General features: G+C 68.1%; 14 protein-coding genes and 2 pseudogenes. 5 read left to right on the forward strand and 11 right to left on the reverse strand.

Annotation, left to right across the window (positions count from 1 at the left end; all coding sequences use genetic code 11):
* Positions 1 to 169: 169 nt before the first annotated feature.
* Positions 170 to 1579 (reverse strand): NAD(P)/FAD-dependent oxidoreductase, encoded by a 1410-nt coding sequence (locus tag ACFYVR_RS00285; RefSeq protein ID WP_387468603.1) that lies wholly within the window; start codon positions 1577 to 1579, stop codon positions 170 to 172.
* 222 nt (positions 1580 to 1801) lie between these two features.
* On the opposite strand from ACFYVR_RS00285, the gene gdhA reads away from it, so the two are divergent.
* Positions 1802 to 3151 (forward strand): NADP-specific glutamate dehydrogenase, encoded by a 1350-nt coding sequence (gene gdhA / locus ACFYVR_RS00290; RefSeq protein ID WP_387468604.1) that lies wholly within the window; start codon positions 1802 to 1804, stop codon positions 3149 to 3151.
* 252 nt (positions 3152 to 3403) lie between these two features.
* The gene (locus ACFYVR_RS00295; protein WP_387468605.1) at positions 3404 to 4003 is read left to right on the forward strand and encodes a hypothetical protein; all 600 of its coding nucleotides are present in this window, start codon (positions 3404 to 3406) and stop codon (positions 4001 to 4003) included.
* A 12-nt stretch (positions 4004 to 4015) separates the two neighbouring features.
* Here ACFYVR_RS00295 and ACFYVR_RS00300 read toward each other — a convergent pair whose 3' ends face one another.
* A complete protein-coding gene (locus ACFYVR_RS00300; protein WP_387468606.1) occupies positions 4016 to 5041 on the reverse strand; it encodes a tyrosine-type recombinase/integrase in 1026 nt (341 codons plus the stop codon).
* A 149-nt stretch (positions 5042 to 5190) separates the two neighbouring features.
* On the opposite strand from ACFYVR_RS00300, the gene ACFYVR_RS00305 reads away from it, so the two are divergent.
* Positions 5191 to 5706: a hypothetical protein gene (locus tag ACFYVR_RS00305; RefSeq protein WP_387468607.1), complete on the forward strand. Its 516-nt coding sequence runs from the start codon at positions 5191 to 5193 to the stop codon at positions 5704 to 5706.
* Positions 5707 to 5842: 136 nt separating this feature from the next.
* On the opposite strand, the gene ACFYVR_RS00310 is transcribed toward ACFYVR_RS00305, so the two are convergent.
* The 4 genes from ACFYVR_RS00310 to ACFYVR_RS00325 form a co-directional block, all read right to left on the reverse strand.
* The gene (locus ACFYVR_RS00310) at positions 5843 to 7378 is read right to left on the reverse strand and encodes an AMP-binding protein (RefSeq protein ID WP_387468608.1); all 1536 of its coding nucleotides are present in this window, start codon (positions 7376 to 7378) and stop codon (positions 5843 to 5845) included.
* A gap of 210 nt (positions 7379 to 7588) precedes the next feature.
* Complete coding sequence (locus ACFYVR_RS00315) at positions 7589 to 9295, reverse strand: cation:proton antiporter (protein WP_387468609.1); 1707 nt, start codon at positions 9293 to 9295, stop codon at positions 7589 to 7591.
* 179 nt (positions 9296 to 9474) lie between these two features.
* Positions 9475 to 10119, reverse strand: coding sequence for an RES family NAD+ phosphorylase (locus ACFYVR_RS00320; protein WP_387468610.1), 645 nt, complete (start codon positions 10117 to 10119; stop codon positions 9475 to 9477).
* 5 nt (positions 10120 to 10124) lie between these two features.
* The gene (locus tag ACFYVR_RS00325; RefSeq protein ID WP_387468611.1) at positions 10125 to 10721 is read right to left on the reverse strand and encodes a hypothetical protein; all 597 of its coding nucleotides are present in this window, start codon (positions 10719 to 10721) and stop codon (positions 10125 to 10127) included.
* 1003 nt (positions 10722 to 11724) lie between these two features.
* Between ACFYVR_RS00325 and ACFYVR_RS00330 the strand changes: the two genes are divergently transcribed.
* Both ACFYVR_RS00330 and ACFYVR_RS00335 read left to right on the forward strand, forming a co-directional pair.
* On the forward strand, positions 11725 to 11943 hold the full coding sequence (locus ACFYVR_RS00330) for a hypothetical protein (RefSeq protein ID WP_387468612.1): 219 nt from the start codon (positions 11725 to 11727) through the stop codon (positions 11941 to 11943).
* Between the two features lie 8 nt (positions 11944 to 11951).
* Entirely contained in the window at positions 11952 to 12203 is a 252-nt protein-coding gene (locus ACFYVR_RS00335) for a hypothetical protein (RefSeq protein WP_387468613.1), read from the forward strand.
* 26 nt (positions 12204 to 12229) lie between these two features.
* Here the strand turns inward: ACFYVR_RS00335 and ACFYVR_RS00340 are convergent.
* The 5 genes and pseudogenes from ACFYVR_RS00340 to ACFYVR_RS00360 form a co-directional block, all read right to left on the reverse strand.
* Positions 12230 to 12556, reverse strand: a pseudogene (locus ACFYVR_RS00340) (arylsulfatase); the annotation flags it as partial.
* Positions 12553 to 12779, reverse strand: a pseudogene (locus tag ACFYVR_RS00345) (sulfatase-like hydrolase/transferase); the annotation flags it as partial. The pseudogenes ACFYVR_RS00340 and ACFYVR_RS00345, both read right to left, overlap by 4 nt.
* Positions 12779 to 13402 (reverse strand): IMPACT family protein, encoded by a 624-nt coding sequence (locus ACFYVR_RS00350; protein ID WP_387468614.1) that lies wholly within the window; start codon positions 13400 to 13402, stop codon positions 12779 to 12781. The gene ACFYVR_RS00350 and the pseudogene ACFYVR_RS00345, both read right to left, overlap by 1 nt.
* Before the next feature lie 66 nt (positions 13403 to 13468).
* Positions 13469 to 14185: an alpha/beta fold hydrolase gene (locus tag ACFYVR_RS00355; RefSeq protein WP_387468615.1), complete on the reverse strand. Its 717-nt coding sequence runs from the start codon at positions 14183 to 14185 to the stop codon at positions 13469 to 13471.
* Positions 14182 to 15231 (reverse strand): pyridoxal-phosphate dependent enzyme, encoded by a 1050-nt coding sequence (locus tag ACFYVR_RS00360; protein ID WP_387468616.1) that lies wholly within the window; start codon positions 15229 to 15231, stop codon positions 14182 to 14184. The genes ACFYVR_RS00355 and ACFYVR_RS00360 overlap by 4 nt, the downstream gene beginning before the upstream one ends.
* Positions 15232 to 15316 lie beyond the last annotated feature (85 nt).

The following is a 15316-nucleotide window of genomic DNA, read 5'->3' on the forward strand; positions in this document are numbered from 1 at the left end:
CCTATAGTTCGAGGCGCGACAAACCAGCCGAACCACCGGACCGTGCCGGAGTCCTGAGGGCTGCAGTGACTCCCGGTCCCCTCCACAGCGGGCCCCGCACCGAACCACCGGTGCGGGGCCCGCTGTCACATCGAGGCCCACCCGTCTCGCGCGACGACGCGGGAGCCGCCTACCCGGCCTTCTCGCGTTCCTCACCGGTCGACACCGCCGTCGGGTCGCCGATCAGTCCGGCTTCCCGCGCGCGCTCGTAGTCCTGTAGGTCCTCGATCGCGGTGCGTGCGAACACCTGCTGCTCCGTCGAGGCCATCTGTGCGCGGCCGCGGCCGAGGAAAGTCACCGTCCACGACAGCACGGTGGAGAACTTGCTCCGGAACCCCACGAGGTACATCAGGTGGATCACCAGCCACATCACCCAGCCGATGAACCCGGTGATCTCCAGCTTCCCGACCTTCGCCACCGCACTGAACCGGGAGATCGTCGCCATCGACCCCTTGTCGAAGTACTTGAACGGCTGACGCTGGTCCGGCGGCGTCCCCGCGAGGGTCGCCTTGATCTGCTTGGCGGCGTGCTTGCCACCCTGCATCGCCACCTGGGCGAGGCCGGGCAGGCTGTCGAGGGCCATCATGTCGCCGACCACGTAGACGTTGGGATGGCCGGGCAACGACAGATCGGGGTTCACGTGCACCCGGCCGGCCCGGTCGATCTCCGCACCGGACTGGTCCGCGAGCTGCTTGCCGAGGGGGCTGGCCTGCACGCCCGCGGACCACACCTTGCACTGGCAGTCGATGCGACGCGTCGTCCCGTCCTTCTCCTTGACCACCAGGCCGTCCGCGTCCACGTCGGTGACCATGGCGTTCGGCTGGATCTCGACCCCCAGCTTCTCGAGCCGGGCCGCGGCGTTGGCGCTGAGCTTGCCGCCGTACACCGGCAACACGACCGGAGCGCCGTCGAGGAGGATCACCCTGGCCTCGCGGGGGTCGATCCTGCGGAACGCCCCGGCGAGGGTCCGGTTCGCCAGTTCGGCGATCTGTCCCGCCAGCTCGACGCCGGTCGGGCCCGCGCCCACCACCACGAACGTGAGCAGCCGCGTCCGTTCCTCCGGATCGTCGGAGAGTTCGGCCTCCTCGAAGGCGCCGAGGATGCGGCCGCGCAGTTCGAGCGCGTCGTCGATCGTCTTCATTCCGGGAGCGAACTTGGCGAACTGGTCGTTGCCGAAGTACGACTGGCCGGCGCCCGCCGCCACGATGAGGCTGTCGAACTCGGTCACGGTGTCGCGCCCCAGCAGCCGGGACGTCACGGTCCGCGCGGTCAGGTCGATCCGCTCGACGTCGCCGAGCAGGACCCGCGCGTTGCGCTGCTTGCGCAGGACGAGGCGGGTGGCGGGGGCGATGTCCCCGACGGAGAGGATGCCGGTGGCGACCTGGTAGAGCAGGGGTTGGAACAGGTGGTGGGTGGTGCGGGCGACGAGTGTGATGTCGACGTCGGCGTGTTTGAGGGCCTGGGCTCCGAAGAGGCCGCCGAATCCCGAGCCGATCACGACGACGCGGTGGCGGGGCGAATCGACCGAATTGACGCTCATGTGCACACTCCTCGCGCAGATGTACGGCAGCGCTGTTCACGCTAGTCCCGGAGCGGCGATGCGTCCGGGTGAGCGTCGAGGGAACCGGCGTGTCGTCATGACTCGAATCTCACAGGGCGGGAAATCTCACGTCCGACCGGTTAGGACTGTGAGGGTCCTTGGGATTACCGTCTCTTTAAGTCTGAGTTAATCCCTGTGAACCCTGTGAGGAGGTCTGTCGCTGTGAATGGACAGGTCCGTGAGCGCGTCGACAACTACTTCGAACAGGTGGTGCGCCGCAATGCCGGCGAGCCGGAATTCCACCAGGCGGTCGCCGAGGTCTTCGAATCGCTCACCGTCGTCCTCGAACGTCACCCGAACTACGCCGACAGTGCGCTGATCGAACGGCTGTGCGAGCCGGAGCGGCAGATCATCTTCCGGGTTCCGTGGCAGGACGACCGCGGGCACGTGCACGTCAACCGTGGCTTCCGGGTCCAGTACAACAGCGCCCTCGGCCCCTACAAGGGTGGACTGCGCTTCCACCCGAGCGTCAACCTCGGCATCGTGAAGTTCCTCGGATTCGAACAGATCTTCAAGAACTCGCTCACCGGCCTGCCGATCGGCGGTGGCAAGGGCGGCTCGGACTTCGACCCCAAGGGCCGCTCGGAAGCCGAGATCATGCGCTTCTGCCAGTCCTTCATGACCGAACTGCACCGGCACGTCGGCGAGTACACCGACGTCCCCGCCGGCGACATCGGTGTCGGGGGGCGGGAGATCGGTTACCTGTTCGGCCAGTACAAGCGGCTGACCAACTCGTACGAATCCGGCGTACTCACCGGCAAGGGGCTCACCTGGGGCGGCTCGATGGTGCGCAAGGAGGCCACCGGATACGGCGCCGCGTACTTCGTCGCGGAGATGCTGAAGACCGCAGGTACCAGCCTCGACGGCCGCCGCGTCGTCGTCTCCGGCTCCGGCAACGTCGCGATCTACGCGATCGAGAAGGTGCACCAGCTCGGCGGCACCGTCGTCGCCTGCTCGGACTCCTCCGGCTACATCGTCGACGACAACGGCATCGACCTCGACCTGCTCAAGCAGATCAAGGAGGTTCGCCGCGGCCGCATCTCCGAGTACGTCGACGAGCGCGCCGACGCGCAGTACCACCCCGGCGGCAGCATCTGGAACGTGCCCTGCGACGTCGCGTTGCCGTGCGCCACGCAGAACGAGCTCGACGACGCCGCCGCGAAGACCCTGGTCGGCAACGGTGTCAAGGTCGTCGCCGAGGGTGCCAACATGCCCACCACCCCGCAGGGTATTGCGATCTTCCGCGACGCCGGGGTCGCGTTCGCACCCGGCAAGGCGGCGAACGCCGGCGGCGTCGCCACGTCCGCGCTGGAGATGCAGCAGAACGCGTCCCGGGACTCGTGGACCTTCGACTACACCGACGAGCGGCTGTCGAAGATCATGCGCGACATCCACGACCGCTGCGTGAACACCGCCGAGGAATACGGCAAGCTCGGCGACTACGTACTCGGCGCCAACATCGCCGGCTTCGTCAAGGTCGCCGACGCGATGTTCGCGCTCGGGGTGATCTGACAGCGGGTCGTTCGACATCGGGTGACTCGATCGAATCCGAGAGCCGTGCCGTGAACAGGGAAGGCGCCGGGCAACTGCCCGGCGCCGATCCGTTCGTCAGGTACATCGGCCGAGGTCAGGAGCCCGAAAGGGGTACGCCGCAGGCCGTTCGGTCTCTATTCTAGGTGATGTTCCGGACGGTCAGCGACCCGATCGGGCCGTCTTCCCGCATCGGTGTACGAAACACCGAGTTCTCGGAGTAGGAGCCCCACCATGAAACTTCACAAGGCCGCGGTGCTCTCCGCGGCCCTAGTTGCGGCGATGGGTGTCGGCGCTGGCAACTCCTATGCCAGTCCCGTTCCGACACAAGGAAACACCGAAGTGGGATACCAGACGTCGGTCCGTCCCGACGGGCGCTCCGTGGCGACAGTGCTCGACTCGGGTGTGTTCCGCCCGGTTTCGGGCGGGACCGCTGTCGACGTCGTCAACGATGCCGGCACCGCACTGACCCGAATTCCGCTCGCGTACGCCGTGGGGGACACCCTGGTCCCGATCACCGCCACCATCGGCGGCGGCGGTCGGGAACTGCTGTTGACGCCGCAGGCTCCGCCGATCGGAGTTCAGCCCGCCTACAGCCAGGCCGCCTACCAGGACATGATCGCCGAGATCGAGAAAGGCTGGCTGAACGGCGGACAGCTCAACGCCAACACCGGTGCCGCGATCGGTCTGGTCGTCGGCTGTGTCCTCTTCCTGTTCGTCGGCTGCCCGCTCGGCGCGGCAATCGGCGGAACGATCGGCGCCGTCACGGGCGTGGTCAACGCGAACCCCGCGGTCCAGCCGGCCGTGTTCGCGTTCCTTGCGACGCTGCCCTGACGCACACTCGCGTCACTGCTGGGTCAGCCCGGCCGTTCGACTCACGAGGTCGTAGGCCGGGTTCAACGCCGCCGCGCCCCGCACCTCGGCGCCGGCCCCGGAGGTGTACCGCTGGGTCGTCGTCATCGATTCGTGGCCCAGCATCCGCATCAGCGTGTAGACGCTGACGTTCTGGTCTGCCATCGCGGTTGCGAACGTGTGCCGGAGCTGGTGCACCAGAGCGCCTTTCGCACGATCACCGTTGATGCCGGCGCGCCGATACGCGCGCTCGACGCGATATTGCAGGGTGCCGCGGGTGATGCGGGTCCCGTCCCGTCCGACGAACATCGGATCCGCTGCCGCGAACCGCAGCCACGGGTCGGTGCCCGCCCGCCGTCGCGTCGTCGCGGGGAACCGCTCTGCGCGGCTGGCCAGGTAGTCGCCGAGGACGTCGACGACTACCTGCTCGACGGTCACCACGCGCTGCTTGTTTCCCTTGCCGTGGACGTGGATGACCTTCGCCTGGTCCGGTCCGTCGCCGGCCGCGTCACGCAGGTCGCCGAGGTCGATCGCGATGAGCTCGGCCGATCGCAGGCCGGTGAGCAGACCGGTGAGGATCAGGGCCAGGTCGCGCTCCGGCCAGGCCCGGGCGCCGTCGTCGGGAGACTGCAGCGTCGTGACGAGACGCTGCACGGCGTCGGCGTGGAACGCCTTCGGCACGGTCTTCGGTGCCTTCGGTCGCAGCACCGACGACATCGGGTTGGCCACGATGGCGTCTGCGGCGAACATGAAGTCGCACAGCATGTTCCACGTCGACCAGCATCGACGGATCGACGCGGGCTGACGGGTGGCGGCGAACTCGGCGAACGCGGTCCGCATCGCCGCCTTGTCGATGACGTCCGGCGTGAGGCGAGCCGGCGAGGACGCGGCCACCCGCGCAAGTGCATCGGCGACCGCCCGGTAGTCCTGCCGGTAGGCCCGCAGGGTGTTCGGGGACGGTTTCGCCGTACTGCGGTAGACGAGGAACTCCTCGAACCAGTCGTCCAGGGATTCGGTCACGTGTTCGATTGTGCCGGATGGGGCTGGTGGGACGCGAGTGTGGTCACGGAGCAGCTCTCGCGCCGCGTCCGAGTCGTGTGCGGATCGTTCCGTTTCCGGTGTGCGCCGGCCGTTGACATTCGTCAACGCGGTGCCCGTAGGATCGCCGCGTGGACCACGAATCACTGTGCTATCGGTACTCGTTCGTCACGTCCGTCGTTCCGCTGCGAGTGGAGGAGCGGGTGCGGGACGAACTCGGTGCCGCGATCGACGATCACGGTCCGCTGCAGGTGGTGACGGCGACAGCCGAGGGATTTCGTGGCTATGCCGCGGGAATCGACCTCGTCGCCAGGCTCAGCGAGGCTGGTGTCGATGTCGAACGAACGCAACCGGATCTGGTGAACCGCAGGCTGATTGCGGAGCGGGCCGGTTGTACCCGACAGGCGGTCGCGTTGTGGGTCGGGGGACACCGGCACCAGAGCGATCCGTTCCCGCTGCCGTTCAATCTGACCCTGGGGCAGACGTGGTTGTGGGGTGAGGTCCGCGCGTGGCTGGTTCGGCGGGGGATCCCGGTGGGCGACAGCGCGGAGATTCCGTCGATGCGCGACCACATGCGCGTCGACTCGCACATCGCGCACCGTCGCAGCGAATACCGCGCCGTCGCGTCGCGGGCGAGAGGTCTCTGACCTGCTCCGATACCCCTGGTCACAGGGTCCTGAACCCAAGTAATGTCATAAGGCAGCTTATCGGCATTCTGATCGGCGCAAGAACCAACGCCATCTCCCGTCCTGACAAGCACCCAGGAGGGGAGGGGGCGGCTGGTCACCGCGATGTCGGGGTGACCAGCCTGTCGCGATTCATCAACTCGCGGCGCAGGATCTTGCCGCTCGGCAGGCGGGGCACATCTTCGAAGGTGATCGACCGTGGCGCCTTGTAGTGGGCAAGGTTGTCCCGGCAGTACGCGATGAGTTCGGCGGCGAGCGCGGGGCCTGCGACGGCGTCGGCAACCGGTTGGACCACTGCGTGCACTCGCTGGCCCATCTCGTCGTCGGGTAGTCCGATCACCGCGACGTCGAGTACGGCCGGGTGCAGGGTCAATGCGTCCTCGACCTCCTGCGGATAGATGTTGACGCCGCCGGACAGGATCAGGTCCGACCGACGCGCGGACAGGTAGAGGTAGCCCTCGTCGTCGACGTGCCCCAGGTCGCCGAGCGTGTTCCAGCCCTTCTCGTTGAACGCGTCCGCGGTCTTGTCGGGATCGCCGAGGTACTCGAACCGTCCGGTGTCGCTGAACCAGACCGTGCCGATCCGGCCCGGTGGCAGTTCGGTGCCCTCGTCGTCGCAGATGTGGACGCCACCGCGAACAGCCTTGCCGACCGAACCGCGGTGGGTGAGCCAGCTCGGGGTGTCGATCATGAAGAATCCCGTTGCTTCACTGCCGGAGTAGAACTCGACGAGCTTGGGACCGAACCACTCGATCATGCGTTCCTTGACCTCGACGGGGCACGGTGCGGCACCGTGCACGAGGAGGTGGATACTCGAGACGTCGTACCGGGACCGGACAGCGTCCGGGAGTTTCAGCATCCGAACGAACATCGTGGGGACGAATTGTGCGTGCGTGACCGTGAATTCGTCGATCAGTCGAAGCGCGAGTTCGGCGTCGAACTTCTCCATCACGACGACCGTTCCGCCGTTGCGGACGGCGCCGATCGACCAGCCCAGGGGAGCGGCGTGGTACAGGGGGCCGGTGCTGAGGTAGACGGTCTCGGGACCGAAACCGAACGCACTGCCCATCAGGTGGTCGATGTTCATACCGGTTCCGAAGGGTTTGCTGGTGTGTTCCCGCACGATCCCCTTCGGCCGACCGGTGGTGCCGGACGAGTAGAACATGTAGAAGCCTTCGGATTGATCGTCGACCGTGCCCACCGGCAGACCGGCGGCCGCCTCCGCGAGGAGTTTCGTTCCGTCCGTTGCCTCGCCGACGACCAGGCGGCCCTGCAGGGCGGATGCACACTCTTCTGCGGCCACCGCGAGTGCCGTCAGCGACGCGGAGTGGATCAACAGCTCGGCCCCGCAGTTGTCGACGATGTACGCCGCCTCGCCGGCGGTCAGATGCCAGTTGACCGGGGTGTACCGCAGCCCGGTCCGCTGCGCGGCCCACACCACTGGAAACACGTCGAGTTCGTTCTCCATGAGAATGGCGATGTGGTCACCGGTCGCCAGTCCTCGTGAGCGGAAGAGGTGGGCGATCTGATTGGAACGCTCCTCGAGTTCCCGATAGGTCAGGGTGTCTCCGGACCGTCCCATCACGATCGCCGGCTTGTCGCCGAATCGAGTTGCCAGTTCCGTCAGATCCACGACACCACCTACGGTTCAAGTTGTCTTACCAAGTAATGACTGTAGTTCACCTCGACATGATCCAGGTCACAGGGGAAGGGCCGTGGTTCCATCGCGGGGCGGCGTCATCGAACCACCAAGTAATGTCATAACGTGAGTTATCGGCCACAGTCGGCTCCGGACACCACGACCTCACGTTCCTCGAGCACTTCTCGGAACCGAGACGGCCGGTCATTCGCTGCGGTTTCCGTACAGCTGCTCGATGCGGGTCTCCTCGAGGTCGAGGCGACGTTGTGCAGCTCCGAGTACCTGTGAGCTGTACGTGCCGCGGGAGCGTGCGTCGAGGAGGGTGGTGCGTTCGGCTCCGATGGTGATCAGACGCAACCGCATGTACTCGTCGCGGCGGTCGTCGTGTCGGGGGTCGGGGGAGGAGGCGTCACGCTTCTCCTGTTTTCCGATGAGGCTGTCCGATCGGACCCGCTCGACGATGTCGGGGTCGCTGTCGCCGACGGCGGTGAGGGCTTCGTCGCCGGCTTCGGCGAGTTCCCGCAACAGGTTTCCGTATTCGGTGCGGAGCCTGGTCTGGTCGTCGCCGGGAACCTTGACCCATCGGATCACCATCGGCAGAGTCAGTCCCTGCAGGAGCAGCGTGGTGACGGCGACGACGAACGCGATGAGGATCAGCTCGGCCCGGTAGGGCGTGTCGTAAGGGAGTGTCTGTGCGGCTGCCAGCGTGATCGCGCCCCGCATTCCGGACCAGGCGAGGACGACGCCGCCACGCCACCCGAGTGTTTCGTTGAGCAGGAAGTCGATGTCGGCGCTGGTCCGGTTGACGCGACGCCTGATGAGTGCCTTGCGGTTCGGGCTCATGCCGTCCACGTCGTCGAGCCGGCCGAGTCGTTCCTTCCACCGTTCGAGCCGGGGAAGCGACTGCGCCGCCCGGCGTTCGTCTCGCCGCAGTACGGCGACGAGCGGGACGACGAACAGCATCCGGACCGCGATCACGAAGGCGGACGCGAGAAGTCCGATCAGGAATCCCTGTCCGGACGGCAGGCCCGCGTCCTGTACCTCGTCGAGGAGGTGTTCGAGGCTGAGTCCCATGATCAGGAAGACGGCGGACTCGAGCAGGAAAGCGAGAGTGCGCCAGTTCATCTCCTCGGTGATGCGGTCCTCGGCGCGCAGGTAGCGGGGGCTCGAGTGGCCGGTGACCAGACCGGCGACGACGACGGCCAGCACACCGGAAGCTCCGAGCTCCTCGGCGGGGACGAAGGCCACGAAAGGCAGAACGAAGGACACTGCCGTGTTGAGGACGGTGTCGTTGAACCAGGCCCGCACCCGCACGTTCAGAATCCCGACGACCACGCCGATCGCCGACGCGACCACGACCGCGAACACGAAGTCGCCGGCCACCTCCCACATCGAGACGGCGCCTGCCATCGCGGCGATGGCGGAGCGCAGCAGCACGAGTGCCGACGCGTCGTTGACCAGTCCTTCGCCTTCGAGCACTGTCAGCAACCGTGAGGGCAGCCCGAGTTTGCGGCCGACCGAGGTGGCGGCGACGGCGTCGGTGGGGCTGATCACGGCGCCGAGGGCGAAGGCGGCGGCCCACCCGATGTCGGGGATGAGGAAGTGGAACAGTGCGGCGGCGCCGGCGGTGGTCACCACCACGAGCAGTACCGCAAGACCGCTGATCGCCTTGAAGTTTCGGCGGAAGTCCTGTGCGGGCATCGTCACCGCAGCCGAGTACAGCAGGGGCGGCAGCACGACCGCGAGGATCCACTCTGGTTCGATGTCGACGTCGGGGACGGCGGGCACGAAGCTGAGTCCGATGCCGACCACCACGAGGCTCAGGGGAGTGGCGAGGCCCAGCCGTTTCGACAACGCCGCGACGGTGACGATGCTCGCGACACCGATGACGGCGATCAGAGTCAATTCCATCCGGCTATTGTCTCGTGGGTCCCGGCCGACCCACGGTGAGGCCCGCTCGTCCCGTGATCAGGCCGATGTGTCGCCGAACTCCACCTCGACCGTGGACGCGCCTCGGAGCTCGCCGAGGCGGTCCGCCTCCTCGCGTGGTCGCTGCCGGAAGGCGGTCGTCGGTGGCCGGAGCCCGGTCGTCAGGGTCCGAGCGCGGCGTTGTGTGGAGTCAAGAGCGCGCCGAGCAGGTGGTGGCCGGCGGGGGAGTCGAGGTGGATGACGCCCCCGACGGATGCGAGGGCGGGATGACGCGCGGTGGTGGCGGGGCCGGTGAGCAGCCACGACAGCGTGTTCTCGTCGTGGCGGGGCCGGAACTGGATCCCGTCGACGCCCGGGTTCGCCGCCAGGATCGCCGCCGCCCACGTGCGGGTGGCGAGGTAGCCGGAGGGGTCGCACTTCGTGAGCCAGATTCCCGCGTTGATCCGAGCGGCGCCGGTTCCGGTGAGATCGACGACCGAGACGTCGCGGGTGGCGGTCGCTTCGCTGAGGACGCGGTCGGCGATCTGGGCACGTGGGATCAGGCGGGGTGACTGGTCGACGGGGAGCGTGCGGCACAGGGTTTCCGCAACCGCGGCGGCGGGACTGTCGCCGAGATAGGTGTAGGCGTAGCTGCCGTCGAGGCTGTCGAACCGCCCACCCCTGCGCACGCGCGGACTGGGTGTCGGGTTGAGGTCGGTGGCGCCGCGTGAGGTGGCATGGATGCGCCACATCGTGGTGCCGGCCGGGATGGTGGTGACCAGGGCGGCGGGCAGGGGTGTGGGCGGATGGGGGTAGGGGGATGCCACGCCCGTCAGTCCGCGGCGAGGTCGTCGGCCATGTCCCGCAGGTCCTGGTCGTGACCGCCGGCGACGGCGAGTTCGGCGGGCGAGCGCGGATCGTCCGCGAAGGCGGTGGGGCTCAGCCACCACGACGCGACACCCCACGGATCGGTCCGGGCGCCGAGTTGCCGGTTGAGTTCGGCGACGATGGGGCGCACCCGCTGCCGTGCCGGATCGAACTGGAACGCGGGATAGAGCTTGTGACCGGACGCGGGAAGCGCGACGACCGTCCCGGCCGCGGCGAGCCGACTCGCGGTGTTACGGCTGGTCGCGGCCTTGCCGAGGACACGGCTCACGGTGGTCGAGTCGTGCATCTCGTGCTGTTCGACGATCGCGCCGATCGCCGAGGTGACGATCCGGGTCCGCGCGACCGCAGCCGCGGCGGGGTTCGTGACGGCGCGTTCGTGCTGCGCGGCGAGCGCCGGACTCATCGCCAGCAGGGCGGTGACATCGTCCCGGACCGGCCGCAGGGTGGGGCGGCGGGCGATCTCGTCGACGACCAGGTCGACGAGATCCTGGTCGGACAGCGCGTGGATCAAGTCCCGGGCGTTGTTACGGTTGGCCGACATGCACGCACCTCCTAGGTGTGCCAGAAGTGTACTGCGTACCGTGCGTGTCGTGTCGTGTCGAGCCGGTGGACGCTCGACCTCGTCGAATCCGAGATGCCTTGTTGCACAGTAGTTTTCATGGATAATCGCAATTATCCATGAAAAGCGGACGGGGTTCCGGGCGCGGTGTCGACGGGGAGGTGAACCCTGATGTCGTCGATTCCGGTGCGCAGTCGGCCCTCGGATGTCCAGGCACACGGATGTTCGAACGCACGGATTGTCGACGACCAGGTGCCGGCGTGCATTGTGTCGCGACGAACCGTCGATGTCGACCTGTCCGACGCGTGTCGTGTCCAGCGGCGTCAGGGATCTTCGAGGAAGAGTGGCCGGCCTGCCGGACCACGCCGATCCCGCGGCTTGTCGCAGCTCGAGCACTGTGCTGCCCGTTGTCCTTTCGTGCGGCCACGTGGCATCCGCGTTCGTCGGGGACCGCCTCCGTCAGCCAAAGTGACATAATGTCCCTTATCGGGTTGCGGCGTAGAACTGCGGTGATAACCGGATTCCGCGTCGGCCCGGTCGGCCGGGCGTCTCACTGGTCCGTCTGTCGTCGAGTGTTTGTCGAGTCGTGTTGTCCGGTCATCGCAACGACTGCCGACTCACGGTGCACGCCGTCGGGCGGCCGCCGGCATGCCGCTTCCTCGGCTGCAGGATCGGGTCGAGTCGGGTCGGTCTCCGTGGCCGGCATCGCTGTGCCGAGCACCGGTCGAGTGCCGATAATCCCTCTCACCCCTCTGCTGATGCGTCCGGTTTCATCACGTCAATACGTCACAGTGACGGATTGACGAAGGGTGCCCGCACGTCTGTGACCCGCGCACTGCGACTTCCGGTGACGTGTCCGTACAGTCGGTGCATGCCCGCAGACTCTCCTGTCGACACGACGATGATGCCGCGCCGATTGCATGTCGTGGGAACGTCCGGAGCCGGCAAGAGCCGATTGGCGCACCGGATATCGCAGGTTCTGGACGTGCCACGACTCGAACTGAATGCGGTCTTCCGGGATGCCGACTGGACGTATCGCGATCTCCTCGAGGCGCGATCGCGGATCCGTGCATTCACCGACGGGCACCCGGACGGTTGGGTGATCGACGGCAACTGGACGTCACGCCTGGACGGCATGCCCGACCCGGGCGTGCCTGGAGGCGCCGACGCTGTGGTGGGCTGGACCACTCCCGGCCCGTCGTGATGAGCAGGGTGATCCGACGCACGCTACGGCGTGGTCTGCTGCGTGAGGAACTCTGGCACGGCAACCGGGAGAACCCGTTGTCGTCGCTGAGAAGTGATCCTCGGGACAACATCGTGGTGTGGGCGTGGACGCAGCATCCGGTGACCCGGCAACGGGTGACCGCGCGAGCCGCGCAGGGCCGGCCGGTGATTCGGCTGTCGGGGCAACGTGAGGTCGACGCCTGGCTCTCGTCACTGCCGGGGGCGGCCTCGAAGAGCTGAGGCCGCTCCCCCGGCGGCGACGGCGATCACGTGTACTCGACGGTCACCTTGTCGATGGTGCCGGTGAAAGGAAAGGGTGCCCGGTCGAAGTAGTCGAGGGAGACCGGTGATCCGAGGCAGGTGCCGATGTCGAGGCAGTCGTTCGCGGTGAAGAGCAGCGGGGCGCTGATCGGCACCGTGGTCTCGGCCACCTGCTGCCCGTCGACGGACATGCGCACGTTCAGCGGGCCACCCGGCCGCGTCTCGGCGTATTCGGTGACGACCTCGACTTTGTGTCGACCTGGCGAAATCGGTTCGGCCGAGCGCATTTTCGTGCGCATCAGGATGAAGAGGTTGTACTCGTAGCAGAGGTGGGCCAGTTGTCGAACGGTCCGGCCGCTGTGGTCTCCTCGGCCGCGGTGTTGTGCCATTTGCCGAAGGCGCCGTGGTGTAACCGTAGTGGCGCAGCACTTCGGCGCCCGTGGCACTCGACTTGGGGATGTGGCCGGAGTAGCCGTCCCAGTCGTTGGCGAGTTCGGCGATCTGGCCGTTGCCGACACGGTGGTGGTTGCGGCCGGTGAGCAGCGACACGCCGGTCAGACGTCCACCCACCGCACTCCTGCGGGAACGAGTTCGCCTCCCCCTGCGGTGATCTCGGCGACCGTGTCGGCGAGGTGTTCCGGTTCCCCGGTCGCGAGGGTGAGGGTGGCGACCGCGCCGTAGCTGGTCTCGACCACGGTGACCCCGCGGGCGCGCAGGTCGGCCTCGACGCGACCGGCGGTGTCGTGGCCGACGTCGAGGGTCAGCAGGTCGAGTCGACGCCGGCCGAGCAGTCGGGACGCGTCGACCGCCGCGGCGACCGCACCCGAGTAGGCACGGACGAGGCCACCGGCGCCGAGCTTGACGCCACCGAAGTAGCGGGTCACCACGGCCGCGACGTCGACCAGGTCCCGGGCCCGCAGCACCTGGAGCATCGGCACGCCGGCGGTGCCGCCGGGTTCTCCGTCGTCACCTGACCGTTCGGCCCGATCGGACGGCTCGTTGCCGGTGACGTAGGCCCAGCAGTGGTGTCGCGCATCGGGATACAGTCGTCGCCGCACGTCGAGGAAGTCCTGCGCCTCACCCGGGCCGTCGACCCGACGCAGGGCCGCGATGAACCGGGAGTGTTTGACCTCGGTTTCGACCACGACGTCGGTGTCGGCGGGCAGTGTGAAGGGCATGGTTCATCTTCTCGCCGACGCGGCGCCGGGGTCCGGCCGGGTGGCCGTCGTGGTCTCCCCCGCCGGTCAGGTGCGGGTCGGCGCGCCCGTCGCGACGATCCCCCGACGGGCGAGTGCGTCGAGGAAGCCGGCGTGGTCGTCGAGGTGGATCACGTGTCCGGAGCCGGGCACGACCTCGATCCCGAATCCGCGACCTGCCAGGTCGTCGGCGTGCGCCGGCGGGACGAGGTGGCTGGGGTCGGCGAGTACGAGGACCGACGGGACGGCTGCGGTGTCCACCGGCGCGGCGCTGAAGGATCCGAAGTCGTCGACGATCGTCGGGTCCCAGGCGGCGAGCGCGTCGAGTTTGTTGCGTAGGCTGCGCTCGTTCCAGCGGGGATGTTCGCGTTCGAGGTCTGCGATCGTCCACGACTTCTGGGCGCGGAAGCGTTCGGCCACTCGGGGATCCGGCGACGGCGAGAAGGCCGGGTCTTCGTACACGGCCACTTCGGGCTGTAACTGCGCGACGGCGTGTGCGAGGACGAGGCCGCCGAGGGAGTGGCCGATCGCGAGGGCGGGTCGGTGCGGGACGGAGGTGACGACGGAGGCGGCGAGTACCTCGCTGCTGTAGTGGTCGAGTGGTGCGCTGCTGCCGTGTCCGGGCAGGTCGACGGCGAGAACCCGGTAGCCGTGGTCGGCGAGGGCCGGGCCCACCTGCCACCAGGAGTCACGGGAGTTGCCGAGTCCGTGGATCAGCACCGCGACGCGGGTTCCCGTGCCCCACTCCTGTACGTGCAGCGTCATCGTGCGTCCTTTCGCGGAGCAGCGGATCCGGTGGTCGTCGAGGAGAGTACGACGTCGGCGGCGACGAGGCCCACGGCGCGCCCGTTCTCGGCCACGACGACGGGGCCGCGGTGGTCGCCGATTCGACGGGTGGCTGCGGCGACGGCCTCGGTGACGCCCACGACGGGAAGGGGCGGTTCGAGGCGCGACTCGACCGGGTCGGTGTCGGCGGCGCCGGCGAGTACGGCGGCCGACACCGACCCGAGAATCTCGGCGACCACGGTCGGCCCGTGACCGGTGGCAGCGAGGACGACGGGGAGTGCGTCGGTGTCGGCGAGTACGTCCCGAGCCTGCGCCACGGTGGCGGTGGAGGGCACCGTTCGGGGTGCCGTGCCGCGGCCGACGAGCATCTCGGCGACCGTCGGTCCGGGCGTTCCCCGGTAGAGCGGGAATCCGAGGCGGCCCAGCCACGCGTCGTCGTAGTACTTCGACTGCGCTCGCCCGGCGTCGGGAACGATCACGACGACCACGTCCTCCGGCCCCAGGGTCCGTGCGACGCGCAGTGCCGCGGCGATCGCGGTGCCGGCGGATCCGCCCAGGCGCAGTCCCTCCTCTCGGGCGAGGCGGTGCAGCACCGTCAGGGCTTCGACATCGGCGATGCGCTCGAGTCGGTCGACGACGGTGGGCCACCGCTCCGCTTCGGCCAGGGGGTGCGGGAAGTGGCCGACGGATTCGATGTACCAGGTGTGACCGGCGCGACCTGCGGAGTTCTCGGGGGCGGCGCCGATGACCGTGACGGTGCCGCCGGTCACCTCGGCGAGGAATTCGCCGGTGCCCGTGACGGTTCCCCACGTGCCGATGCCGTCGACGACGTGTGTGACGCGGCCGCCGGTCTGGCGCCAGATCTGCGGTCCGGTGTCGCGGGGGTCGCGGCACTCGAACATCGCGTGGACGGTCGCGTAGGTGTCCTCGGTGACCCGGGCGAGCGGGACGAGGGGGTTTCCCACGGCATCGGCGATCGAGCCGCGGGCACCGAGGTGCGCGACGGGGTGGTCGAGGATGGTCACGTGCACATGGTCGTCACACCGGGGGCACGAGCACCAGTGTTCGCGTCATCGCGATCGAATGTCCGTGATCGAAGGTCACCGCGAG

It is taken from the genome of Rhodococcus sp. NPDC003318, from assembly GCF_042879035.1.
In the GTDB taxonomy this organism is placed as follows: domain Bacteria; phylum Actinomycetota; class Actinomycetes; order Mycobacteriales; family Mycobacteriaceae; genus Rhodococcus_G.